The sequence below is a fragment of the Amycolatopsis sp. Poz14 genome (genome assembly GCF_006704225.1).
GTDB classification, from domain to species: domain Bacteria; phylum Actinomycetota; class Actinomycetes; order Mycobacteriales; family Pseudonocardiaceae; genus Amycolatopsis; species Amycolatopsis nivea.
On record NZ_JACLHD010000002.1, the window covers coordinates 167,200 to 189,372 of the forward strand.

The window sequence follows — 22,173 nt, forward strand, 5'->3', positions numbered from 1 at the left end:
TGCCCCGTCTCTTGCGAAAACCCGATCAGCTCGCTCATCCGCTCGTCCTGTCTCCGGCAAAGGCGGGCAGCCAGCCGAACCCCGCCGCACTCACTCATACGCCTGCCCCATCTCCCGGATCGCCGCCGCCAGTTCCGTCCGCAGACCCTCCGGCGCGAGCACCTCCAGATGCGGCCCGAACCGCAGCAGTTCGCCGATCGCGGCTTCTCCCGGTTCGACCGGCAGGTCGATTGTCAACCATCCGTCGCTGTCCGGTTCCGCTCCGGCGGCGGTTGCCTCGCGCAGCGCCCGGGCACCGACGCTGCCCGCGTAGAACGGTACGAGAGCTTGGGCCCTCGGCGAGAGGCGGACTGTCGCCTTTCGGGGGTACATCCGGCGTTCGAACTGCTCCGACCACTCCTGCCAGTAACGAGCGAGGTCGAATTCCGCCGGTCGCTCGAACTCCTCACCGAGGTCGGTCAGCTCGTGGATGCGCGAAATCCGGTAGGTGCGATCGGTCCCCTCGCACCGGGCGGCGAGGTACCAGTTGCCTGCTTTGAGGATCAGCCCGAGCGGCTCCAGCACCCGTTCGACCTCGCGCTGGCCCCATCGTTCGTACCGGACGCGGACCCGTCGCCCGGCCCAGACCGCGTCGGCGACCGCGGACAGGGTCGGCAGGCTTTCGATGCCGCGATGCCAGCCGGGAACGTCGAGGTAGAAGCGCTCGGCGACGCGGCCGGCGCGGCTGCGCAGCTCGTGCGGCAACGCGGCGTACAGCTTCAGCTGCGCCGCCGCCAGCACCGTCCCGAGCCCCAGCTCTGCGGCCGCCACCGGGAGCCCAGCCAGCGCCAGCGACTGGGCTTCGTCCTCGTTGAGCCCGGTCAGCCGGGTCCGGTAGCCGTCGACGAGCTGGTAGCCGCCGCTGCGGCCGCGGTCGGCGTAGACCGGCACGCCCGAGGCTGACAGCGCCTCGATGTCCCGGTACACGGTCCGGACCGAAACCTCCAGCTCAGCGGCCAGTTCCTCGGCGGTCATCCGGCCGCGGTTCTGCAGCAGGAGAAGCACGGTGAGCAAACGGCCGGCACGCATGTGGCAAGTATGACTGAAATACCTGACACAAGATGGCAGGTATAGGTGATTGAGTATGCGGCATGAACACGTTTGGCATGACGAAGTGGGAAGAGCACGTGGCGAGCGGCGAGGAGGGCGGCCCGCGCGTCGCGTACGTGCACGCCGCGATGGACTACTCGGGCGTGATCCAGGGTGCGGCCACGGGCGACTACCTGCTGTACTACCCGGGCGAGGGCTACGACGGCGGCGCGACCACGTCGCCGGGCTACGACCGGTTCGAGGGCACTGTCGACGGCCGCCGCGGCACGTTCGTCGTCCGCCAGGAGTGGAGCTTCGACCCGAAGAGCATCAGCTCGAAATTCGAGGTCGTGCCGGGCTCCGGCACCGGCGAACTGGCCGGCATCGGCGGCTCCGGGACAGTGCACGGCGTACTGGGCGAGCCGACGGTGTCGTACACCTTCGATTACACGCTCTGAAGGAGGCCGGGATGCTGGAGGTGTCGCGCGCACAGGCGCTGGCGTACCGGATCGCCGAGCAGGGGCTGCACCGCTCCGTCGCCGATCCGTACGACCTGCCGCTGCTGGACCTGGGTCTGCAGGACAGCATGCGCGACACCGCTTTGCTCTCGCTGGCGGCCCGGATGCCGGATCCGGTCACGCCGGAGTCTCTTGTGGACGATCAGCGGCTCGCCCTGGTGTGGTCGCACCGGGGCGCGCCGCATTTCCACCGGCGCGCGGATCTGCCGGAGCTGGCAGCCGCTTTGGTGCCGATCGGCGATCCGGACGCGCTGGCGCGGATGTTGTGGCAGAAGAAGGACATCCAAGCGGCAGCGGAGTCCCCAGTGGACATTGTGTTCACCACCGCGCGGGCGATCCGCAAGGTCGTCACCAAGCCGATGACCAAGGGGGCGGTGAGCGGGGAAATCACGCAGTTGTTGCCGCCCTCGTTCAGCCGGTGGTGCCGTGGCTGCAACGCCACTCACGTGCACGAACAGCTCATGCGTGTCGCTGCCCTCCACGGCGGAACGAGGCTCGAAGCCGGGCAGAGTCCGGCGACGCTGGCGCCGCTGGAGGGTCGCGGACGGATGTCCACCCGCCCGGTTCCGGCGGCGGTTTCGCGGGTGCTTGAGCAGTATTTGCGCTTCAACGGACCCGCGACGCCGGGCGACGCGGCCGGTTTCGTCGGCACCGCGAAGACGTGCATCAACGAAACGTGGCCTGCCGCGGTCACCGAGGTCAAAGTGGACAGTCGACGGGCCTTCATCCCGAATGACCGGCTGGCCGCGCTGGAGAACCCGCCGTCGCCTGCCGGAGTACGCCTGTTGCCGCCGCTCGATCCGTACACTCAGGGCCGCGACAAAGCCGTCCTCGTGCCGGACAAAGCACGGGCGAAAGAGGTGTGGAAAATTCTCGGCAGCCCGGGTGCGCTTTTGGTCGACGGCGAGATTCTGGGCACTTGGCGCATGAAGGCGTCCGGCAAACGGCTGACTTTCACGCTCGCCGAATTCGATCCGCTCCGCCGCCCGGACCACGCGGCGGCCGAGGACGAGGCGGCCCGGGCCGCGACCGCGCGGGGCTACCAGGACTTTTCCGTGACCTGGGCTTGACCGGCGGGCTACAGTTTCTGACGTGCTGAAATGGCTGCTCGACTCCGACCCGGCGCTGCGCTGGCAGGTCGAACGGGACTTGGCGGACGCGCCGCCCGAGGTCTGGACGGCCACCCGGCACAAGATCGCGACCGAGGGCTTCGGCGCGCAGCTCCTCGCCCGGCAGGACCCGGACGGTCAGTGGGCGGGCGGCGCTTACTTCCCGGCGCGATTCACCCCCGGTCCCGATACCGGGCAGCCGTGGACAGCCACCACCTGGTCGCTCAACATGCTGCGGGAATGGGGAATGGACCCGGCGGTCTTGCGCGCCAATCGCACCGCTGAATTGCTCGCGGAGAACTCCCGGTGGGAATACGACAATTTACCGTACTGGGGCGGCGAGGTCGACGTCTGCATCAACGCCTGGACGATCGCGAACGGCGGCTGGCTCGGCGTCGACGTCTCCGGGCTCGCCCGCTGGTTCACCGAGCACCAGATGGCCGACGGCGGCTGGAACTGCGAATGGGTCGAGGACTCGAAGCGCTCGTCCTTCCACTCGACGCTGAACGCGGTGAAGGGCTTGCTCGCCTACGACATCGCGACCGGCGGTACCGACGAGACCCACGCCGCCCGCCGCGCCGGCGAGGAGTACCTGCTGAAGCGTCGTCTGCTCTATCGGCTTTCGACCGGCGAACAGGTGGCACCCTGGGTCGACCACTTCGCGTACCCGACGCGGTGGCACTACAGCGCGATCAACGCCCTCGAATACTTCCGCGAAGCCGCCGTCGTGGACGACATTCGGCCCGACCCGCGCCTCGCCGACACCGTGGAACGGGTTCGCGCCGCCCGGCAGCCAGACGGAACTTGGCTGCAGGACGGCCGATTGCCCGGCGACATGTGGTTCGAGGTCGACGTCCCGGCCGGTGAACCTTCGAAGTGGCTCACGTTGTACGGCACCCGCATTCTGTCCTGGTGGGACTCCGCGCAGTCCTAACTGGACCGCGCGACGCGAAAGCCGACGTCGTCCACCCGGAACGTCGGGTGGCTCCGCCGACGCACCGACACCCGGACGCTCCAGTGCTCGTCCGCCCAGCCGCCGCCCTTGAGCACCCGGTACTCGCCGTAGACCGCCGGATCGTAGAGATCCCAGCACCAGTCCCACGTGTTGCCAAGAAGATCGTGAACACCCCACGCGTTCGGACGTTTCTCGCCAGGCAGATGCAGCCGACCGCCGGAGTTGCCTTCGTACCAAGCGATCTCGTCCAGGTCGCCGTACCTCGGTCCCTCAGTTCCCGCGCGGCACGCGTGTTCCCATTCGGCTTCAGTAGGCAGCCGGTAGCCGGACGCGGACCGATCCCACGCCACTTCTCCGCCGTCAAGGCGATACGCCGGTGCCAGTCCGTCCCGTTCGGACAGTGTGTTGCAGAACCGCACCGCGTCCAGCCAGGACACCTCGACAGCGGGGAGACCATCGCCGCCGTCGTATTGCGCCCGGGTGACCGGGAACGCGCCAAGCTCGAAAGCGGGCACGTCGACTGTCCAACTGCGTTCTGTCCGCCGGTCGGTGAGCGTCACCGTTCCCGGCGGAATCGGGACCATCCGCACCGTGCCGAGGCTAGCCGATCGACGCTGGGGTGTCGCCGGGATTCACTGCCAGCCGATACCCCCGCTTGACCACCGTCTGCACCACACCGGCACCGCCGAGAGACGTCCGCAACCGGCCGATCGCCGTCTCCACCGCGTGCGCCTCGCCGCCGGACGGAAGCTCAGCGGACAACTCCCGGCGCGCGACCACCCGGCCGGGCTGTCGCGCGAGCGCACGCAGAAGCGCCATCGGGGCCGGAGCGATCTCGCGCCATTCGCCGTCCACCAGCGCGCCAGTCCCGCGGATCTGCAACACATGTCCGGCGGCATACAGCGTCGGCGAGGCGGTGACCAAGGCGTCCGCGACCGTTCTCGCCAGCGCTCCGATCCGCGACCGTCTCGGTTGGACGGTCGGAATGCCGAGCGAAGCGAGCGGCGCGGCCGCGATCGGGCCCACGCACGCCACGACCACGCGGGTGCTCAACACCTCGATCAACGCGGCAAGCCGACCGGTCCGCCGCGCCATCGCGACAGTGGACGCGGCAGCGGGCGCACTCGTGAACGGCAACGCGTCGATCGTGCCTTCCAGGACCGCGTCCAACAGCCGGTCCAACGGTCCCGGATCGGCCGGAGCCACCCAGCGGTACACCGGGATCTCGATCACCTCGGCCCCCGCCTGCCGAAGAGTCTCCGCGAAGTACGGCAATGGCTCGCCGTGCAACTGCAGCGCGATCCGTCGTCCGTCCACTCCGGACTGCGTGAGGTACTGCAACAGCTCCGCACTGCTCTCCGACGCGGGCGAGTAGTCCTCCGCCAACCCGGCCGTCCGCACCGCTCCGGCCGCCTTCGGACCGCGAGTGAGCAACGAGGCGCTCGATAGATGCTCCAGCACCTTTTCGCCGAGACCCCAGCCTTCCGCGGCCTCGATCCAGCCGCGGAAGCCGATCCCGGTCGTCGCCACCACGATGTCCACTGAGGACTCCAGCAACCGCATCGTCGCCGCGTGCAGTTCGGTGTCGTCGGCCAGCGGCACGATCCGGATCGCCGGTCCGTACCGGACGGCCGCACCCTGGCGCACGAGCAGCGCGCCCAGCTCTTCAGCTCGGCGCGCTGCCGTGATTCCCACCGTGAACCCGGCCAACGGCCGGACGTCCGTCACGGCGAGCCCACCTCGATCACCCCGTCCCGTACGCGAACCGGATACACCGGCACCGAAACGCCTTCCGCGTCGAGACACGCGCCGCTGCGAAGCGAGAACCGTTCCTTGTAGACCGGCGACGCGACCACCGGCTCTCCCCCGGCGTCGCCGACGATCCCGCGCGACAGCACCGCCGCGCCGCTGCACGGGTCCCAATTGGACAGTGCGTACCAGCCGTCGCCGGCATGGAACACCGCGACCTGGTGGCCGTCGATCAGCGCCGCCGCTCCGGAGAACTCCGGAATCTCCGCCGCCGCGCACACCGCGGTCCAGGATGAAGTCATGGTCATCGCCGCACCTCCGGAACTCCCAGCAGCACCGGGATCTTCTGCTCCCGCTCCGCACGGAACGAGATCGACGGGTCCGGCGTCCCCGGCGCGTTCACGAACGAACTGAACCGCGCCAGCTTGTCCGGATCCTCCAACACTCCTCGCCATTCGTCGGTGTAACCCTCGATGTGTTTCGCCATCGCCGCGTCCAGGTCCTCGCAGATGCCGAGGCTGTCGTCCACGATCACCGCACGCAGGTGGTCGAGCCCGCCGTCGAGCTCCTCGATCCACGGTGCCGTGCGCTGCAACCGATCCGCCGTGCGCACATAGAACATCAGGAACCGGTCAATCGTGCGCACCAGCGTTTCGGTGTCCACATCAGACACCAGCAGTTCCGCGTGTCGTGGCGTCGCTCCGCCGTTGCCGCCGACGTAAAGATTCCATCCGTGTTCGGTGGCGATCACGCCGAAGTCCTTGCCGCGCGCCTCGGCGCATTCGCGCGCACAACCCGATACTCCGGCCTTGATCTTGTGCGGCGACCGCAATCCGCGATACCGCAGCTCCAGATCGATCGCCAGCCCCACGCTGTCCTGCACCCCGTAGCGGCACCAGGTCGATCCGACACAGGATTTGACCGTCCGCAACGACTTTCCGTACGCGTGCCCGGACTCGAAGCCCGCGTCGACCAGTCGCCGCCAGATGTCCGGCAGCTGGTCCACGGTGGCCCCGAACAGGTCGATCCGCTGTCCGCCGGTGATCTTCGTGTACAGCCCGAAATCCTGCGCGACCTGGGCGATCACCATCAGTTTCTCCGGCGTGATCTCGCCGCCGGGGATCCGCGGCACCACCGAATAGCTGCCGTTGCGCTGCATGTTCGCCAGGAACCGGTCGTTCGTGTCCTGCAGCGCCGCCTGTTCGCCGCCGAGAATGTGCCCGTTGCCCAGCGTCGCCAGGATCGACGCGACCGCGGGCTTGCACACCGCGCACCCCGTCCCGGTGCCGTACCGGCTCACTACCTCGCTGAACGTCGTCATTTGCGTCGCACGGATGATCTCGAACAGCTCCGCACGAGACTGCGTGAAGTGTTCGCACAACGCCTTCGACTGCTCGACGCCGCACGCGTTCAGCAGCTTCGCCAGCATCGGCACACACGAGCCGCACGACGTTCCCGCGCGGGTGCACGCCTTCAGCTTCCCGACCGAATCACAACCGTCCTCAGTGATCGCCCGGGTCAGCGCGCCCTTGGAAACCCCGTTGCACGAACAGACCTGCGCCTCGTCCGGCAACGCGTCCACGCCGACCGCCGCACCGCCTCCGGCCGGGGCGAGCAACGCGCCCGGGTCGGCGGGCAGCGGACGCCCGACCAACGCCCGCAGCGTGTTGTACTCCGCTGCGTCGCCGACCAGGACCCCGCCGAGCAGCGTCCGGCCGTCGTCGGTCACCACCAGCTTCTTGTACGTCCCGGCCACGGCGTCGTTCACCGCGACTTCCAGTGCTCCTTCGGTGGCGGCGTGCGCGTCGCCGAAGCTGGCGACGTCCACGCCCATCAGCTTCAGCTTCGTCGCGGTGTCCGGTTCGGGGAAGCTCGCCGTCGTGCCAGTGAGCTGCGCCGCGACCACCTCCGCCATCGCGTACCCCGGCGCGACGATGCCGTACACCCGGCCTTCGACCGCCGCGCACTCGCCGATCGCGTACACCGCCGAATCGCTGGTCCGGCACGTCGCGTCGACCAGCACGCCGCCGCGCTCGCCAACGTCCAAACCGGACTCGCGGGCCAAGTCGTCCCGAGGACGGACCCCGGCGGAGAAGACCACCAGGTCGACGTCCAGCTCCGTGCCGTTGCCCAACCGAGCCAGCAACCGCGTACCGTCCGCCTCGATCGCATCCGTCGAAGTTCCGGTGTGGACAGTCACGTCAAGGTTCGTGATGAGCCGCCGCAACAGGCCGCCGCCGCCATCGTCGACCTGCAACGGCATCAGCCGCGGTGCCATCTCCACCACGTGCGGCGACAACCCCATGTCCCGCAATGCCTTGGCCGCCTCCAGACCGAGGAGACCGCCACCGATCACCATCGCCGCCCGGCGGCCACGACCCTGCCGTTCTGCAGCGGCCCGAATCGCGTCGAGGTCTTCGATCGTCCGGTACACGAACACGCCCGGCAGATCCCGGCCCGGCACCGGCGGCACGAACGGACGCGAGCCGGTAGCCAGCACCAGCGAGTCGTACGACTCGACCTGTCCGGAAGCCGTCGTCACCGTCTTGGCTTCGCGATCCACCGATACGACGACTTCGCCAAGCCGAAGGTCGACCGTGTCATCGTCCGCGTAGTCGGAGCCCGGCAACGCCAACGCCGCCGGATCCCAACTGTCCACATAGGAGGTAAGCGCGACCCGGTCGTAAGCGGGACGGTTCTCCTCGCCGAAGACGACGACCCGCCACTCGCCCGCCTTGTCGGCCGCACGAAGTGCCTCCACGAACCGGTGCGCGACCATGCCGTGCCCGGCAACCACCACTGTAGGCATTTCAGACCTCCGCTCCTGCCAACGCCACCTGCGCGCGCACCGCCGGCTTGCGCAGGTAGCCGAACCACGTCACACCCACGCACACCGCGTAGAAGACCAAGAAACCGACGAACGCCGGAACGCCGCTGTGCGCGTCAGCGAACGACTGCCGGAACGCGAGGTTGATGAACAACCCGCCCAGCGCACCGATCGCACCGGCCAAACCGATCAACGCACCGGACAGCCGACGCGCGTTGCGCAATTCCGTCGCCTCGTCCGCACCAGCCTGAATCGCTGCTCGCGCCTTGACCTGGAAGATCGCCGGGATCATCTTGTACGTCGATCCGTTGCCGATTCCGGTGAGAACGAACAAAACGATGAACGCGGCGGTAAATGTCGCCAGCGAGTCCGCCGAGGAAGCCAGCACCAGCACCACGGTCGCCAACGCCATCGCGCCGAACGTCGCGAAGGTGACGCGGCCGCCGCCGATGCGGTCCGACAGCCACCCGCCGATCGGCCGGGACAGCGAACCCAGCAGCGGACCGAGGAACGTCACCGCGGCCGCTTGCAACGGTGTCCGGCCGAACTGGTTCTGCAGCACCAAACCGAAGGCGAAGCTGTACCCGATGAAGGAACCGAACGTGCCGACGTACAGCAGCGACATGACCCAGGTGTGTCCATAACGGACTACCTCGCGCATGGCTTTGGTGTCCCCGCGAACGCTGGCCAAGTTGTCCATGAACAACGCGGCGCAGGTGGCGGCGATGACGATCAGGGGAAGGTAGATGTAGAGCACCAGCCGCGGCACAGTCGCACCGGCGGTGCCAATGACGAGAAGTCCGACGAGCTGAATCACCGCGACACCGAGGTTTCCGCCACCGGCGTTCAACCCGAGTGCCCAGCCTTTGTGCCGTTCGGGATAGAAGGTGTTGATGTTCGTCATCGACGAGGCGAAGTTGCCGCCGCCGACGCCGCCGAGCGCGGCCATCAGCACGAAGGTGCCCAGCGAGGTACCGGGGTGCAGGACGATGGCGGTCAGCACCGTCGGAATGAGCAGCAGCACCGCGCTGATGACTGTCCAATTGCGACCGCCGAAGCGCGCCACCGCGAAGGTGTACGGGATCCGCATGATCGCGCCGACCACCGTCGGGGTGGAGACGAGCAGGAATTTGTCCGCCGCGCTGAACCCGTAGGCCGGGCCCATGAACAGCACCACGACCGACCACAGTGTCCAGATCGAGAAGCCGATGTGCTCGGAGAACACGGAAAACCACAGATTGCGCCGGGCGACGCGCTTGCCGGTCGATTCCCAGAACTCGTCGTCCTCGGGATCCCAGTGCTCGATCCAACGGCGGGTCATGGCGTCCTCCTCGTTACGGGGGGCGGTCATTGCGCGGCCAGCCAGTCCGCGACCGCGCCGACCGTGTCGCGGCAGCTGCCGCATCCCGTGGTGGCGCGGGTGGTGCGGGCGAGTGCGGCAGCGTCGGTGGCGCCACCCCGCCAGGCTTCGATCAGCCGGCCTTTGGTCACCGCGTTGCAGCGGCAGATCACTGTGGACGAAGGAAGATCCGCCGGGCTCGCCGCCGTTGGCGCACCCGCGGGCAGCGCACGGCCGAGCAGCACCGCGAGCCGGTCTTCGGGGACCGGCGTGCCCCGGTCGTGCAGTTGCGTCACGGTCGCCGCCGCGTCCGGCAGGCCGAGCAGGATCGCACCGGTCACGCGGTCGCCGCGGACGACGAGCTTGCCGTACCTGCCGCCGGACGGATCGTCGAAGGTCACGACCTCGGCCGCGGCGTCCTCGCTGGTCACCTGCGTTTCGCCGAGCGCCGCGAGATCGATGTCGCGGGCCTTGAGCCGGGTCACCGTGCGGGTGCCGCGATAGCGTGCCGTGGCGTCCGAGCCGGTGAGCAGGTCCGCGAGCACCGCGGCCTGTTCCCACGCGGGCTGCACCAATCCCGGCGGTGCACCCGGGTGGCGAGCGCAGTCGCCCAGTGCGTGGATCCGGCCGTCGCTGGTCCGGAGCAGATCGTCCACCAGGATTCCGCGGTCCACCGCGAGCCCGGCGGCTTCGGCGAGCGACGTCTCCGGGCGCACTCCCGCCGCGACGACCACCAGGTCAGCGGGAACGAAGCTGCCGTCATCGAGTTTGAGACCGTCTCCGGGCAGGTGCCGAGCAGCCGTCACCTCGAAGCGGAACGTGACGCCCAGCTCCGCCAACCGCCGCGCCAGCACCCGGCCAGCGCCGGAATCCAGCTGCCGTTCCAGCACATGCGGCTGCGGATGCACCACCGTGACGTTCGCTCCGCGTCCGGCCAGCCCTCGTGCGGCTTCCAAGCCAAGCAACCCGCCGCCGAGCACCGCGACCGGCGCGCCTGGCCGTGCGGCGTCCACGATGCGCGCGCAGTCGTCCAGCGTGCGGAACGCCACGACCTCCGGTCCGAGTTCGAGCCCTTCGACCGGCGGCAGCCAGGGCGCGGCTCCGGTCGCGAGGACGACTGCGTCGTAAGGGAAATCCTTGTCTTCAGTGCAGACGACCCGGCGCATCGGGTCGATCCGCGTCACCCGCGTTCCGAGCCGCAAATCGACTCGCGTCTGCGCGGCCCACTCGGAATCGTGCAGCCGCACCGTGTCCGGGCTCATCCCGCCAGCGACCACAGTGGACAGCAGCACCCGGTTGTAGGCCGGATGCGCCTCCTCGCCGAGCACGGTCAGCCGTACCCGGTCGCCTTCCGGATCGCGCCGCCGGATCTCGTCCGCGAGCCGGGCCCCGGCCATCCCGTAACCGATGACGACGACGTTCCGCGCGCTCATGCTTCCGCCTTCGCCAACGACACCGCGCACACCTTGAACTCCGGCATCCGGCTCACCGGGTCCAGCGCCGGATTGGTCACCAGATTCGCCCGCGCCGCACCGGGAAAATGGAACGGCAGGAAGACGAGGTCCGCCCGCATCGACGGCACACACCGCACCAGCGCGACGGTCTCCCCGCGCCGCGACCGCACCACCGCGTGGTCGCCGTCGGCCAACCCGGACCGCGCTGCGGTATCCGGATGCACCTCGACGAACGCCTCCGGCACAACCGCCGTCAACTCCGCGATCCGGCGAGTCTGCGCACCGGATTGGTAGTGCTGCAACACCCGTCCGGTCGTTGCCTGCAACGGAAAAATCTCGTCCGGCAGTTCCGCGGGTCCACTGTGGTCAACCTCGGCGAACCGTGCCCGGCCGTCTGGGTGCGCGAATCCGTCGAGGAACATTCGCCGCGTGCCCGAGTGCGTCTCGTCCAGCACCGGCCAGTGCAATGCGTCTCCGGAGCGCAGCCGTTGGTAAGTCACCCCGGAGTAGTCCGCGGCTCCGCCCTTCGACGCGGCTCGCAGCTCCTCGAAGACTTCCACCGCCTCGTCGGGAAACCTTTCCGCAGGCTGTCCAATTCGGACCGCGAGATCCCGCAACAGCGACAGATCGCTTCGTACTCCGTCCGGCGGCTCAATCGACCTTTGCCGCAAGAGGACTCGGCCCTCGAGGTTGGTCAACGTGCCCTCCTCTTCGGCCCACTGCGGGACCGGGAACACCACGTCGGCCAGCTCCGCGGTTTCCGAGAGGACGAAGTCCGCCACCACGAGAAGATCCAGTCCGGCCAACCGTTCCTGCACCCGGGACGAGCGCGGAGCCGACACCACCGGATTGCTTCCGAACACCAGCAGGGCCTTGATTGAATCGCCCAGCGCGTCGAGCAACTCGACCGCGGAACGCCCCGGTCCCGGCAAGCTTTCCGCTGGTACGCCCCAAACCTGGGCAACATGCGCACGCGCCGCCGGGTCGTCGATCTTGCGATAGCCCGGCAGTTGATCCGCTTTCTGCCCGTGCTCGCGCCCGCCCTGGCCGTTGCCTTGTCCGGTCAGACACCCGAAGCCAGATCCAGCACGCCCGGGCAAGCCCAGTGCGAGGGCGAGATTGATCCACCCGCCGACCGTCGCGGTTCCGGACGCGTGCTGTTCGGTCCCGCGCCCAGTAAGCACATACGCGTTGCCAGCCCGCGCGAGCATTTCCGCGGCCTGCCGCTGGTCCGCGGCCGAGACCCCGGTGACCCGCTCGACCCGCTCCGGCCACCAGGTCGCGGCGATGCGCCACATTTCGTCGAACCCGGACGTCCGAAGATCCACATAGGACTTGTCCAGGTGTCCTTCGGCGACGACCGCGTGGAGAATTCCCAACGCCAGCGCAAGATCCGTTCCTGGCGCCGGGGCGAGGTGCAGGGCAGCACGCTCGGCGGTCGGCGTGCGGCGCGGGTCGATGACGATCAGTTCCGCGCTCTCCAGATGCTGCATGAACGGCGGCATCGTCTCGGCCGGGTTCGCCCCGGCGAGCAGAACGACGTCCGCGTTCGCGAGATCGGTTACCGGGAACGGGAGCCCGCGGTCCACACCGAACGCGCGCATCCCGGCCGCGGCGGCGGAGGACATGCAGAATCGGCCGTTGTAGTCGATTTGCGACGTTCCGAGCGCGATCCGGGCGAATTTCCCGAGCAGGTAAGCCTTTTCGTTCGTAAGCCCGCCGCCGCCGAACACGGCGACCGAATCCGCACCGTGTTCCCGGCGCGAGGCAAGCAGTCGGTCCGCGACGAAATCCAGTGCCTCGTCCCAGGAAACCGGTTGGAGTTCGCCGTCTCGGCGGAGCAGCGGCGAGGTCAGGCGTGCGCCGGATTCCAGCAGAGCGCCGGCGGTCCAGCCTTTCTGGCACAGGCCGCCCGCGTTGACCGGAAAGTTCCTTGGGGTGACCCGGGTCTCATCCAGGCGCATCCCGCACTGCAGGGCGCAGTACGGGCAATGTGTGTCGACGTGCGGCACAGGCGCTCCTCGGGTCGGCGATGACCCGACGGTAAGGACGCTGTGTTACCTCGACGTGCCGGAATGTTTCGGGCAGTTGACATTGCCCGCCGTCATGGCGGAGGCGCGCAGTGAGTCAGAGGATCGCGCTGACCTCGCGGGCCGCCGCGCGCAGGCCGTCCAACGCGGCGTTGGTGGACCTGGGGTCGAGTGCGTGCGAGGCGAGGCGGAAGAGGATGGCGCGCAGCAGGAGCTGGGGCCATTCGGGGAGGTGGGCCCAGCGCTCCAGGAGAGCTCCGGTCGCGCCGCCCCAGACCAGCGAGTCGACCGCGGCGATCGCGGCACCCCATTCGCCTGGGCGGTAGTACGGGACGAAATCGACCACGCCGGGAGCTTCGTCACCGTCGAAGAGCAGGCCCGCCAGGAGTTCGCCGTGCGCGACCTGGTGCGGAAGCTTGATCGGACGGCGGGCCGGGGCGAGGATTTCGAACCAGCGGCCGCCTTTTTCCTCCGACAGAGGGCGGTCTAGTTCTTCCCAGGCGATCCGGTCGGCAACCGCGTCGATGTCGTCGCGGGCGGAGAGGAAGTCCGGCCTGGGGAGGTCTGCGGTTGTCCGGTGGAGGCGTACCGCGGCGAGAACCGCTTCGTCACAGCGGTGTTCGGCGGTGCCGGGGAGGTAGCGCCAGGCTGACCAGTCCCCGACGATCCAGCGGCCGTCTCGTGAGCGGACCGGTTTGGCGATGCGGAGGCCGGGGTCCTCGGCGAAGTCCAGGGCTCGGGCGGTCCAGAGGGCTTGGGAGCGGTCGGTGACGCGTTTGAAGACCACGTCGCCGGCGTGCCAGGTTTCGGAGTCCGGGAGGAGGGTGATGGCGTCGGCGTCGCTGCCGAACGCGTTGCAGACGCGTTCGGAGGGGCGTTCGAGGGTTGACCGCACAAAGGGGGAGGTTACCCCGGGGTGGGGGCGTTTCCTGGGGAGACTCGCTGGTCCGCTGTCGGCTCGTCGCCTGGCGGCGACATTGCCTTGGGGAGTGCGGTGGGGCACCCCGAAGCTTGATTGTGCTGACGGTCTGGGGTGGCTTGTCAAGGCGGGAAAGATGCCTTGACAAGCCACCCCAGACCGCAGGAGAGCTTCGTATCGGGGTGCGGGGGTGGTGTGGGTGCACCGACAGTCGGGTGCATCGGTGGCGGTTTGCTTGAGGTGGGGGCTTGCGCCCCAATGGGGATTTTTCATCCTGGTTTGTGCTGGTCATGGTGGGTTGGCGGGGTGTGGTAGTTGTCAGGCCGGGGTGGGCTGGGCGGTGTCGCGGGTGTGTTGTTCGTGCTGGGTGAGGACGAGCAGGGCGCGGACGAGGGTGGTGGCGTGGCGTGGTGCGATGCGGAGTTTGTCGAGGACGCGCCAGGTTTTGAGGGCGGCGAAGCCGCCCTCGACCGCGCAGCGCATGGCGTTGAACACGGAGTTGGCGGTTTTCTGGGCGTGGGTGAGCGGCCGGTTCGTTTCGGCTTTGTAGGGGGTGAGCACGACCTGTTCGCACGGCCCGTCGCACTGGTCGCAGCGGCGGGTGTCGCGGACGTCTTTGCGCCAGCCCTGGTAGCCCTTGTCCGCGGCGGGGGTCAGGCCGCGGGCGTGGATGCGGTCGCGCAGCCGGTGGCGGCGGGCGGCGGTGATGTCGGCGGTCCTGCCCGGCAGCACGGCCGAGACCCACAGCAGCCGTCCGTGTTCGTCGGTGAGGCCTTGGACGTTGAGGCCGTGGTGTTTGTGCTTGCCGCTGTAATTGCGGCGATTGTCTGTGCCGGTGCGGCGGCGGGTGCGGATCAGGGTCCCGTCGGCCAGCACCACCGCCGCGCCGCGGGCGGCCAGCCGCCGCAGCACCCGGTCCAGCCGCGGCGCCCGGGCCGCGAGCAGGTCGATGGCTTCCAGCAGCCAGCGGCGGATCGTGGCGGCCGACACCGCGTTGGCGCGGGACAGGTCCAGCAGCCGCTGGTCGTGGCGCAGCATCGCCAGCACCAGCACCGCCTGCTCGGCCGGGGACGCCTTGCGCCACCGCGACCCGATCGCCCGGCGGCGGCGGCCGATCAACCCGGCCAGCATCGCGATCGTGGGCGGCGACACCGGCAACACGCTGCGATACGAGGCCAGAACCTGCTGTGAGACAGTGGGACCGGAGCCCCCGGACGTTCTTTCTTGAGTCACGACTTGATCAACATCCGGGGGCTCCGCCACGTTCCGGCCACGGGCAGGCAACCGGCAGGCCCGTTGCCGCACAACCACTCCCGCCACCGTCAACCCCGCCTGACCAGCACCAACAGGATGAAAAATCCCCAATGTGGCATTGGGTGCATCTGACGCACCCAATGTGGCGTTCGGTGCGTCTGACGCAACCAATGCCACATTGGGGCGGCATCCCGAGCGGGCACGGGGCGAGCGGGCGGGCTGTGAAGGGCTCCTTGAGGGAATCCAGGTCCGTGAAGGGGTCCCTCACGGACCGTCGGCTGGTCGTGAGGGGAACCCTCACGGAATCAGAGTTCCTCAGGGTGGCCCTCACGTACGCCAAAAAGCCGTGAAGGGCTCCTTCAGGGAATCTAAGTCCCTCAAGGAGCCCTTCACGGCCAAACGGTGCTCAGTAAGTCGGCAGGCTCGGGTCGATCTGCCGTGCCCAGGCCAGGACTCCGCCGCCTAGGTGGGTGGCGTCCTTGAAGCCTGCTGCGTGCAGCGCGGCCAGTGCCTCGGCCGAGCGGGCGCCGGACTTGCAGTGCAGGACGATGGGCTTGTCCTGCGGCAACTCCGCCAATGCCTCGCCGGACAGGATGCGGTCCTTCGGGATCAGCGTGGCGCCCTTGATGTTGACGATCTCGTACTCGTGCGGTTCGCGGACGTCGATCAGGGCGAAGTCCTCGCCCGCGTCGAACTTGGCCTTCAGTTCCGCGGGGGTCAGCGTGCTGCCCGAGGCGGCCGAGGCGGCTTCGTCCGACACGACGCCGCAGAAGGCTTCGTAGTCGATCAGTTCGGTGATCTTCGGGGTCTCCGGGTCCTTGCGGATCTTGACCTCGCGGTACTTCATCTCCAGCGCGTCATAGGAGATCAACCGCCCGAGGAGCGGCTCTCCGATGCCGGTGATGAGCTTGATCGCCTCGGTCACCATGATCGAGCCGATCGACGCGCACAGCACGCCCAGTACGCCGCCTTCGGAGCAGGACGGGACCATGCCGGGGGGCGGCGGCTCGGGGTAGAGGTCCCGGTAGTTGAGGCCCTTGCCGTTCGGGGCGTCCTCCCAGAAGACGCTCACCTGGCCTTCGAACCGGAAGATCGAGCCCCACACATACGGCTTGCCCGCCAGCACCGCCGCGTCGTTGACCAGGTAGCGCGTGGCGAAGTTGTCCGTGCCGTCGAGGATCAGGTCGTACTGGTTGAAGATCTCCAGCGCGTTCGCCGATTCCAGGCGCTCGGTGTGCAGGTGCACCTTCACCAGCGGGTTGATCTCGGCGATCGATTCCTGCGCCGACGCGGCCTTGAGCTTGCCGAGGTCGGACTGGCCGTGGATCACCTGGCGCTGCAGGTTGGATTCGTCGACGACGTCGAAGTCGATGATGCCGAGCGTGCCCACGCCGGCCGCCGCCAGGTACAGCAGCGCCGGGCTTCCGAGGCCGCCCGCACCGATGACCAGGACCTTCGCGTTCTTCAACCGCTTCTGCCCGACCACCCCGACGTCCGGGATGATCAGGTGACGGCTGTACCGGGCCACCTCTTCCTTGGTGAGCTCGGCTGCCGGCTCGACGAGCGGCGGCAGTGCCGTGTCTGACATCGGGTCCTCCATACTCGCGCGGGTCGCGTAGTCGATCCCAGTATGTTCAACGCCCGCCCGCAAGGGAGACTTCCCTGCTCTCAGATCGTGGGACGTTGTTACTGGCCCGGCGGGGTCGGGTTCGGCCACGCGTTCGGCTTGCACACGCGATGGTCCGCCGCGACCTTGCCCTTGTCGCCGCCGGGGATGTTGTTGAGCATCGCGACGTAGTCGTCGGCGACGCCGAACGACTGCTGCATCATCACCGGAGCCGGCTGGTCGTTTCCGGGGCAGCCCACGTGATTGTTGCCCAGCGCGTGCCCGACCTCGTGGTTGATCGCGTACTGCCGGTACCCGGTCATGTCGGACATGTAGACCTTCGCGCCGCGCACCCAGCGGGACAGGTTGATCAGCACCCGGCCCATGCTGCGCCGGTAGCACGAGGCCTCGAATTTGATCTGGAACCCGCACGCGTCCGGCCGGTGCGTGGTGTCCGGCGTGGTGAGGCTCACCCGGAAACTCGGGTTCGGATAGCTCGCGTCCACCCGCTGCAACCGGATCTCGCCGTTCCAGGTCCAGCTGCGCGGGTCGGACAGAATGCCCTGCACCGCGGTGCCGAAGCTGTCGTCGCCCGCGTAGCTCGACGGATCGATGCCGTCCTCGACCTCGACGGTGTAGGTGTAGAGCTTCCCGCCCTTGCCCACGACGTCGCTGGACCCCGGCACGACGTGCCAGGTGCCTTTGCCGGTCTGCGTGAACGGTCCGCCTGCGGGCAGGTCGGCGGTGGGCACGTTGAGGTTCACCGGCTGCGCGGGGTTCTCCGGGATGCCGCCGCTGCCGTCGATCGCGCCGGAGGACGTGTCGCCGGACGCGACCTCGCCGCTGCTGCCCGCGACCCCGGCGTCGGACGGGCCGGAGGCGGTGTTGACCGCGACCAGCACGGTGATCACGGCCAGGATCGGCAGCGCGTACACGCGCCAGCCGTAGGTCTTCACGAACCGCGCGAACGGCGACTGCTTCTTCTTCGGCGCCGGGCGCTTCTCGGAGCCGCCGTCCTTGGGTTTCCAGGAGGCGGCGAGCGGCTCGGCGCTGGTGCGGCGTCCGCCCGGCCGGTACCGGTCGTCGCCCACGCGCTGGGCGGGCTTGCGCGCGGGCCGGTACTGGCCGACGCGCGGAGAGTCGGCCTCCGCATCGCCGGAGCCCGCCGACCCCGAGGACGCTGAACGCCGGGCCGACCCGGCGGTCGGGCCCCGCCGGTCCTTCGCTCGCGCGTCCTGCTTCAGCCGGTCCACCGACCCAGGGTGCCACACGACGGCGACGTTCCCGGCAGCGACTGGCGGGCTCCCCGGCGATCCGCGGTCCCCCGTCCGGGCTACCAGGAGCCCTTGTCCGCGCCCTCCCACAGACCCAGCACGGCCTTGGCCACCACCTCCGGACGTTCCATCTGCGCAACGTGTCCGGTGCGCGGGAGGACCAGCATCCGGGCGTGCGGAATCGTCTGCGCGGTCCGCAGCGCGCGCTTGACCGAGATCACCCGGTCGTGGAGTCCCCAGACGACCAGCGTCGGGGCCTGGACCTGTTTGGCGACCGACCACAGCGACGCGGCGCCGAGCGCGGTCCAGCGCCGGAAGATGCCGAACGTGCTGCGCTCCATCGCGGCCAGCGCCCACGGGAACCCGGCGCGCGCGGCGTGCTCCTCGACCAGTTCGTCCAGCCGGGCGTCCGGGAAGCGGGACGGATCGTGGAAGCACAGCTTGATCACCTGCGCGGCGCGTTCGCGGGCGGTCATCCCGGCCATCCGGCGGCGCACCCGCGCCCCGACCACCGGGAGGTAGGCCAGCGCCATCAGCGGATCGGACAGCCTGCGCGGGTCCGGGCGGCGGTCCGGCATCGCCGGGGAAATCAGGGTGAGAGTTCTCACCAGCTCCGGCCGCCGCGCCGCGACCAGCAGCGAGATCGCGCCGCCCATCGAGTTGCCGAGCAGGTGCACCGGCCCGCCGAGCCGTTCCAGCCTGCTCGCGATGACGTCGGCGTGGTCGTCGAGGCTGTAGGCGAATCCTTCCGCGGGCTCCGAATAACCGAATCCGGGCAGGTCAACGGCCTGTCCGGCGGCAGTCGGGGCGAGCAGCGCGGCGAGGTCGGTCCAGTTCGTGGACGACCCGCCGAGCCCGTGCACGTACACCGCGGGCGTGCCGTCCGGACCGGGCGTGTGCCGGATGTGGAGGCCGTCCTCGACCGTTCCCGGCCAGGCAGGCAGCGCCCCGTCGAGCGGCGGAAGGGGCGTAGTCGACAATGGCACCTGGGTCACCGGCGGGCGGACCGCCGCCGCGGCGGCGGGGCGGGAGGTCGTGGTGGTCACCGGTCCAGGATGCCTGACCCTTGGCATTTCGGGCGTACCCACGGGTAATGTCAGATTCACTTCACGCGGTGGTGAACCCGCCCGGCGAAGGCTGCGGACGGAGGAAGAATGACGGAGATGGCGCGACTGCAACGAGGCGTCCGGTTGCCCCGGACGGAGCGCCGGGCCCAGTTGCTGACGGCCGCGCAGCGCGTCTTCGCCGAGCACGGCTACCACGCGGCGGCGATGGACGAGATCGCCGAGGAGGCCGGGGTCAGCAAACCGGTCCTCTACCAGCACTTCCCCGGCAAGCTCGACCTGTACATCGCGCTGCTGGAAAGCCACGTCGACGACCTCGTCGGCCGCGTGCAGGGCGCGCTGAACTCCACCACGGACAACCGCCAGCGCGTCCCGGCCACGGTCGGGGCGTTCTTCGACTTCGTGAACAACGACGCCGGCGCGTTCCGCATGGTCTTCGAATCCGATCTCCGCGGCGAGCCCGCCGTGCAGGAGGCGGTGGACCGCGCGACCTCGGCGAGCGTCGAGGCCATCACCGAGACGATCACCTCCGACGCCGGGCTGGACGAGGAGAAGGCCCGTCTGCTGGCGGTCGGCCTGGTCGGGATGAGCCAGGTCAGCGCGCGCTACTGGCTGCAGCACAACCAGTCGATGAGCCGCGAGGACGCGGTGGCGCTCACCGCGAACCTCGCCTGGCGCGGCATCGGCGGCGGTTTCCCGCTCAAGGACAACTGACGCCCGTGCGCGTGGTCGCGGTGCCGGGCACGTTGTGCAGCCCGCTGATCTACGCACCGCTGGCCGCCGCGCTGCCCGGCGGACTGGACGCGGTCGACTGGATGACCGCACCGGGTCCGTGGCGGATCGAGGACATCGCGGCGCGCGTCGCCGACCGGATCGACCAGCACGGCGGCCCGGTCACCCTGATCGGGCACTCCACGGGCGGCTGCGTCGCGGCGACGGTCGCGGCCACCCGGCCGGACCTGGTTTCCGCGCTGCTGCTCGCGAACACCGGCGCGCACATGCGCGGCCACGGCGACGTCGACCGGATCCTCGCCACGATCGCCACCGAATGGGGTCCCGACCTGCACGCGGCCGTCCTCGACCGGTCCTTCGCCGCGCCGTTGCCGCCGGATCTGCGCGCTCAACTGCTCGACTACGCCGCCCGCGTCCCGGCCGAAGCCGCGCTGGAAGTCCTGACGAGCCAACGGGATCTGGACCTCACGCCGCGGCTCGCGGCGATCCGCTGCCCGGTCACGGTGCTGCACGGAATCCGCGACCGCGCCCGCACGCTCGCGGACGCCCAGCACCTCGTCGACCACCTGCCGGACAGCGAACTCGTCACCGTCGAGACCGGGCACTCGCCGATCTGGGAAGACGTCCCGGCCACCGTCGCCGCGCTCGAACGGCTCCGCTAGCTCATTCGCGCGGTTTTCGCTGGCGGGGCACCGATCTCGCCGCTCCGGGCAGTTCGACCAGCAGCTGTTCGAGATGGTCCGGCAGCGCGCCGTGCGGATCGGTCAGCCAGGCGTCGGATTTGCTTCGCCGCGACGGTTGTTCGCTGTCCGACAACAAGGCGACGTAACAGCCGTAGTCGATGGCGAACCCGTCGTAGAGCGTTCCCGGCCGCTTGCGGTTGACGATCCCGCGCCGCACCAGGTGAACGAGCCGGGCATCGTGCAGATCGCGCATGGTCTCGTCGTGTGCGCCGCTGGCGTGCTCGAGCAGGAAAGTACGCGAGCGACGACGGCCGACCACCTCGTCCACCAGCCAGCGAAGCGTCGTCAAGGCCGGTTCGTTCCCGGCGATGGCGGCGTATTTGTCGCGCAGGTACCAATCTTGCGCGGCCTGCCGGACGTGCCTGATCCCGATCGTCGCGGTATTCGCGTGCTGCGCGGCCAGCGCGGCGATGTTGATCGCGTCGCGGGGCACGCCCTCGGCCGCGCGCACGAGTTCGGGAAACGCGGTGCGGCTGAACGCCGTGGCCACAAATTCCGCCGGGTCGTCGGTCATCGGCATCCGCGGTCGTACGTGATTAAGGAAGAGTTCGGCGAAAAACTGTCTCGACTGGGTCCGGCCGTGGTCGAACAGCAGCACGTCGTCGAAGCTGACCGCGGAGGCCGCGTCCGCGCCGACCTCGATGCCGACGTAATCGCCGTCGCGGCCCGGTTCGCGGAACCGGGACCGGCGTTCGATCGCCGCGATCTTGACCGTCGTCCCGCGCGTCGGCAGTACGCTGCGACGCAGCAGATCCGCCAGCAACGGTTGCAGCTCAAGGGGAATCGAGCTCCACTCGTCCAGCAGCAGCCACAGCCGGGCCGGCGCCAACGCGGCCGTGACCCGGGCCAGCGCCCGGCTGAGCGGCCCGAAAATGACCTGATGATGCTCGGTTCCGGTGCGCCGCAAGCGATCCGAAGCCGTCACCGATTGCCGGCTGCTGTCCGACATCGTCACCCGACCGCGCGGACCGCCCGGTCCCCAGGACGCGGAAGCCCCGGCGCTGGTCGCCTGCTCGACTGAACCGCCGACGGTCGTCTCCCGCTCGACATTGCCGACGACCTCGACCGTCGTCGCCGCCTCGGTCAGCTCGTCGAGGCCCTGCAGCAAGCCTCCTTGATCGGACACCTGCGTCTCGATCGCCGTGGTCAGCAGCTGTTCGTGCACTGCTTCCAGCGTGTCGACCAGCAGCTGCGTGCCTCGAAGCGACAGCGGCAACTGCTGATTCGCATACAGCCCGCTGGTGGACCCGATCGTGCGGAGATCCAGGTACACCGCGACATCGTGCGTTTCCTCGACCAGATCGGCCAGGTACAGCAAGGCGTGCGTTTTCCCGGTGCCGCGGCGGCCGTAGAAGATCTGGTGGTCAGCCGAATGCAGCATCGCCGAAAACGACCCGGCCACCACGAAGGTCTTGGCCAGCGTGTGCCGGTCCACGCTCTCCGCCCGCCGGGAAATCGCCATCAGGCTGCGGTTGACGTGCGCGCTCAGCGGCTGCCCCATGCACCCGTCCTGTCTGTCGGCGACATCCCAG

At 69.1% G+C, this 22,173-nt stretch carries 19 protein-coding genes; 5 read left to right on the top strand and 14 right to left on the bottom strand.

The features are described 5' to 3' along the window. Positions 1-90: 90 nt before the first annotated feature. Positions 91-1,068, bottom strand: coding sequence for a YafY family protein (locus tag FKO37_RS44460; protein ID WP_037815832.1), 978 nt, complete (start codon positions 1,066-1,068; stop codon positions 91-93). A gap of 62 nt (positions 1,069-1,130) precedes the next feature. Here FKO37_RS44460 and FKO37_RS44465 point away from each other — a divergent pair, with 62 nt between their 5' ends. The 3 genes from FKO37_RS44465 to FKO37_RS44475 are packed head-to-tail and all read left to right on the top strand — an operon-like array spanning position 1,131 to position 3,629. Next, the gene (locus FKO37_RS44465; RefSeq protein ID WP_037815834.1) at positions 1,131-1,526 is read left to right on the top strand and encodes a DUF3224 domain-containing protein; all 396 of its coding nucleotides are present in this window, start codon (positions 1,131-1,133) and stop codon (positions 1,524-1,526) included. A gap of 11 nt (positions 1,527-1,537) precedes the next feature. Then, a complete protein-coding gene (locus FKO37_RS44470; protein ID WP_107051105.1) occupies positions 1,538-2,656 on the top strand; it encodes a winged helix DNA-binding domain-containing protein in 1,119 nt (372 codons plus the stop codon). Positions 2,657-2,678: 22 nt separating this feature from the next. After that, positions 2,679-3,629: a squalene cyclase gene (locus tag FKO37_RS44475; RefSeq protein WP_238608492.1), complete on the top strand. Its 951-nt coding sequence runs from the start codon at positions 2,679-2,681 to the stop codon at positions 3,627-3,629. Here FKO37_RS44475 and FKO37_RS44480 read toward each other — a convergent pair. From FKO37_RS44480 to FKO37_RS44535, 12 genes are all read right to left on the bottom strand, one after another. Next, entirely contained in the window at positions 3,626-4,240 is a 615-nt protein-coding gene (locus FKO37_RS44480) for an SUMF1/EgtB/PvdO family nonheme iron enzyme (protein WP_238608493.1), read from the bottom strand. The genes FKO37_RS44475 and FKO37_RS44480 overlap by 4 nt on opposite strands. A 10-nt stretch (positions 4,241-4,250) precedes the next feature. Beyond that, the gene (locus FKO37_RS44485; protein ID WP_134668926.1) at positions 4,251-5,378 is read right to left on the bottom strand and encodes a uroporphyrinogen-III synthase; all 1,128 of its coding nucleotides are present in this window, start codon (positions 5,376-5,378) and stop codon (positions 4,251-4,253) included. After that, positions 5,375-5,707, bottom strand: a complete 333-nt coding sequence (nirD, locus tag FKO37_RS44490) for a nitrite reductase small subunit NirD (protein ID WP_370318216.1) — start codon at positions 5,705-5,707, stop codon at positions 5,375-5,377. Before nirD ends, FKO37_RS44485 begins: the two co-directional genes overlap by 4 nt. Continuing rightward, positions 5,704-8,208, bottom strand: a complete 2,505-nt coding sequence (gene nirB / locus FKO37_RS44495) for a nitrite reductase large subunit NirB (RefSeq protein ID WP_238608494.1) — start codon at positions 8,206-8,208, stop codon at positions 5,704-5,706. Before nirB ends, nirD begins: the two co-directional genes overlap by 4 nt. A 1-nt stretch (position 8,209) precedes the next feature. Continuing rightward, a complete protein-coding gene (locus FKO37_RS44500) occupies positions 8,210-9,547 on the bottom strand; it encodes a NarK/NasA family nitrate transporter (RefSeq protein WP_238608495.1) in 1,338 nt (445 codons plus the stop codon). Positions 9,548-9,573: 26 nt separating this feature from the next. Then, positions 9,574-10,998: an FAD-dependent oxidoreductase gene (locus tag FKO37_RS44505; RefSeq protein WP_238608496.1), complete on the bottom strand. Its 1,425-nt coding sequence runs from the start codon at positions 10,996-10,998 to the stop codon at positions 9,574-9,576. Next, the gene (locus FKO37_RS44510) at positions 10,995-13,031 is read right to left on the bottom strand and encodes a molybdopterin oxidoreductase family protein (RefSeq protein WP_238608497.1); all 2,037 of its coding nucleotides are present in this window, start codon (positions 13,029-13,031) and stop codon (positions 10,995-10,997) included. The genes FKO37_RS44505 and FKO37_RS44510 overlap by 4 nt, the downstream gene beginning before the upstream one ends. Positions 13,032-13,146: 115 nt before the next feature. Then, complete coding sequence (locus FKO37_RS44515; RefSeq protein WP_134734123.1) at positions 13,147-13,944, bottom strand: TIGR02569 family protein; 798 nt, start codon at positions 13,942-13,944, stop codon at positions 13,147-13,149. Between the two features lie 342 nt (positions 13,945-14,286). Further along, positions 14,287-15,120: a transposase family protein gene (locus FKO37_RS44520; RefSeq protein WP_238603485.1), complete on the bottom strand. Its 834-nt coding sequence runs from the start codon at positions 15,118-15,120 to the stop codon at positions 14,287-14,289. A gap of 508 nt (positions 15,121-15,628) precedes the next feature. Continuing rightward, complete coding sequence (moeZ, locus tag FKO37_RS44525) at positions 15,629-16,810, bottom strand: adenylyltransferase/sulfurtransferase MoeZ (protein ID WP_037816386.1); 1,182 nt, start codon at positions 16,808-16,810, stop codon at positions 15,629-15,631. Positions 16,811-16,908: 98 nt separating this feature from the next. After that, positions 16,909-18,081 carry a DUF3152 domain-containing protein gene (locus tag FKO37_RS44530; RefSeq protein ID WP_238608498.1) on the bottom strand — a complete coding sequence of 391 codons (1,173 nt, stop codon included), beginning with the start codon at positions 18,079-18,081 and terminating at the stop codon, positions 16,909-16,911. Between the two features lie 80 nt (positions 18,082-18,161). Next, a complete protein-coding gene (locus tag FKO37_RS44535; protein WP_240016131.1) occupies positions 18,162-19,175 on the bottom strand; it encodes an alpha/beta fold hydrolase in 1,014 nt (337 codons plus the stop codon). Between the two features lie 81 nt (positions 19,176-19,256). Between FKO37_RS44535 and FKO37_RS44540 the strand changes: the two genes are divergently transcribed. Then, positions 19,257-19,880 carry a TetR/AcrR family transcriptional regulator gene (locus FKO37_RS44540; protein ID WP_009072985.1) on the top strand — a complete coding sequence of 208 codons (624 nt, stop codon included), beginning with the start codon at positions 19,257-19,259 and terminating at the stop codon, positions 19,878-19,880. A gap of 5 nt (positions 19,881-19,885) precedes the next feature. Continuing rightward, positions 19,886-20,560: an alpha/beta fold hydrolase gene (locus FKO37_RS44545; protein ID WP_238608500.1), complete on the top strand. Its 675-nt coding sequence runs from the start codon at positions 19,886-19,888 to the stop codon at positions 20,558-20,560. 1 nt (position 20,561) lies between these two features. Here FKO37_RS44545 and FKO37_RS44550 read toward each other — a convergent pair whose 3' ends face one another. Beyond that, positions 20,562-22,142 carry an ATP-binding protein gene (locus FKO37_RS44550; protein ID WP_238608501.1) on the bottom strand — a complete coding sequence of 527 codons (1,581 nt, stop codon included), beginning with the start codon at positions 22,140-22,142 and terminating at the stop codon, positions 20,562-20,564. Positions 22,143-22,173 lie beyond the last annotated feature (31 nt).

What these genes read in the sequence shown, in the direction of transcription:
- nirB (WP_238608494.1), bottom strand. Translation starts at nt 8,208, where the DNA reads ATGCCTACAGTGGTGGTTGCCGGGCACGGCATGGTCGCGCACCGGTTC.
- FKO37_RS44550 (WP_238608501.1), bottom strand. Translation starts at nt 22,142, where the DNA reads ATGGGGCAGCCGCTGAGCGCGCACGTCAACCGCAGCCTGATGGCGATT.
- FKO37_RS44500 (WP_238608495.1), bottom strand. Translation starts at nt 9,547, where the DNA reads ATGACCCGCCGTTGGATCGAGCACTGGGATCCCGAGGACGACGAGTTC.
- moeZ (WP_037816386.1), bottom strand. Translation starts at nt 16,810, where the DNA reads ATGTCAGACACGGCACTGCCGCCGCTCGTCGAGCCGGCAGCCGAGCTC.
- FKO37_RS44505 (WP_238608496.1), bottom strand. Translation starts at nt 10,998, where the DNA reads ATGAGCGCGCGGAACGTCGTCGTCATCGGTTACGGGATGGCCGGGGCC.
- FKO37_RS44460 (WP_037815832.1), bottom strand. Translation starts at nt 1,068, where the DNA reads ATGCGTGCCGGCCGTTTGCTCACCGTGCTTCTCCTGCTGCAGAACCGC.
- FKO37_RS44465 (WP_037815834.1), top strand. Translation starts at nt 1,131, where the DNA reads ATGAACACGTTTGGCATGACGAAGTGGGAAGAGCACGTGGCGAGCGGC.
- nirD (WP_370318216.1), bottom strand. Translation starts at nt 5,707, where the DNA reads ATGACCATGACTTCATCCTGGACCGCGGTGTGCGCGGCGGCGGAGATT.
- FKO37_RS44540 (WP_009072985.1), top strand. Translation starts at nt 19,257, where the DNA reads ATGACGGAGATGGCGCGACTGCAACGAGGCGTCCGGTTGCCCCGGACG.
- FKO37_RS44535 (WP_240016131.1), bottom strand. Translation starts at nt 19,175, where the DNA reads ATGCCAAGGGTCAGGCATCCTGGACCGGTGACCACCACGACCTCCCGC.
- FKO37_RS44470 (WP_107051105.1), top strand. Translation starts at nt 1,538, where the DNA reads ATGCTGGAGGTGTCGCGCGCACAGGCGCTGGCGTACCGGATCGCCGAG.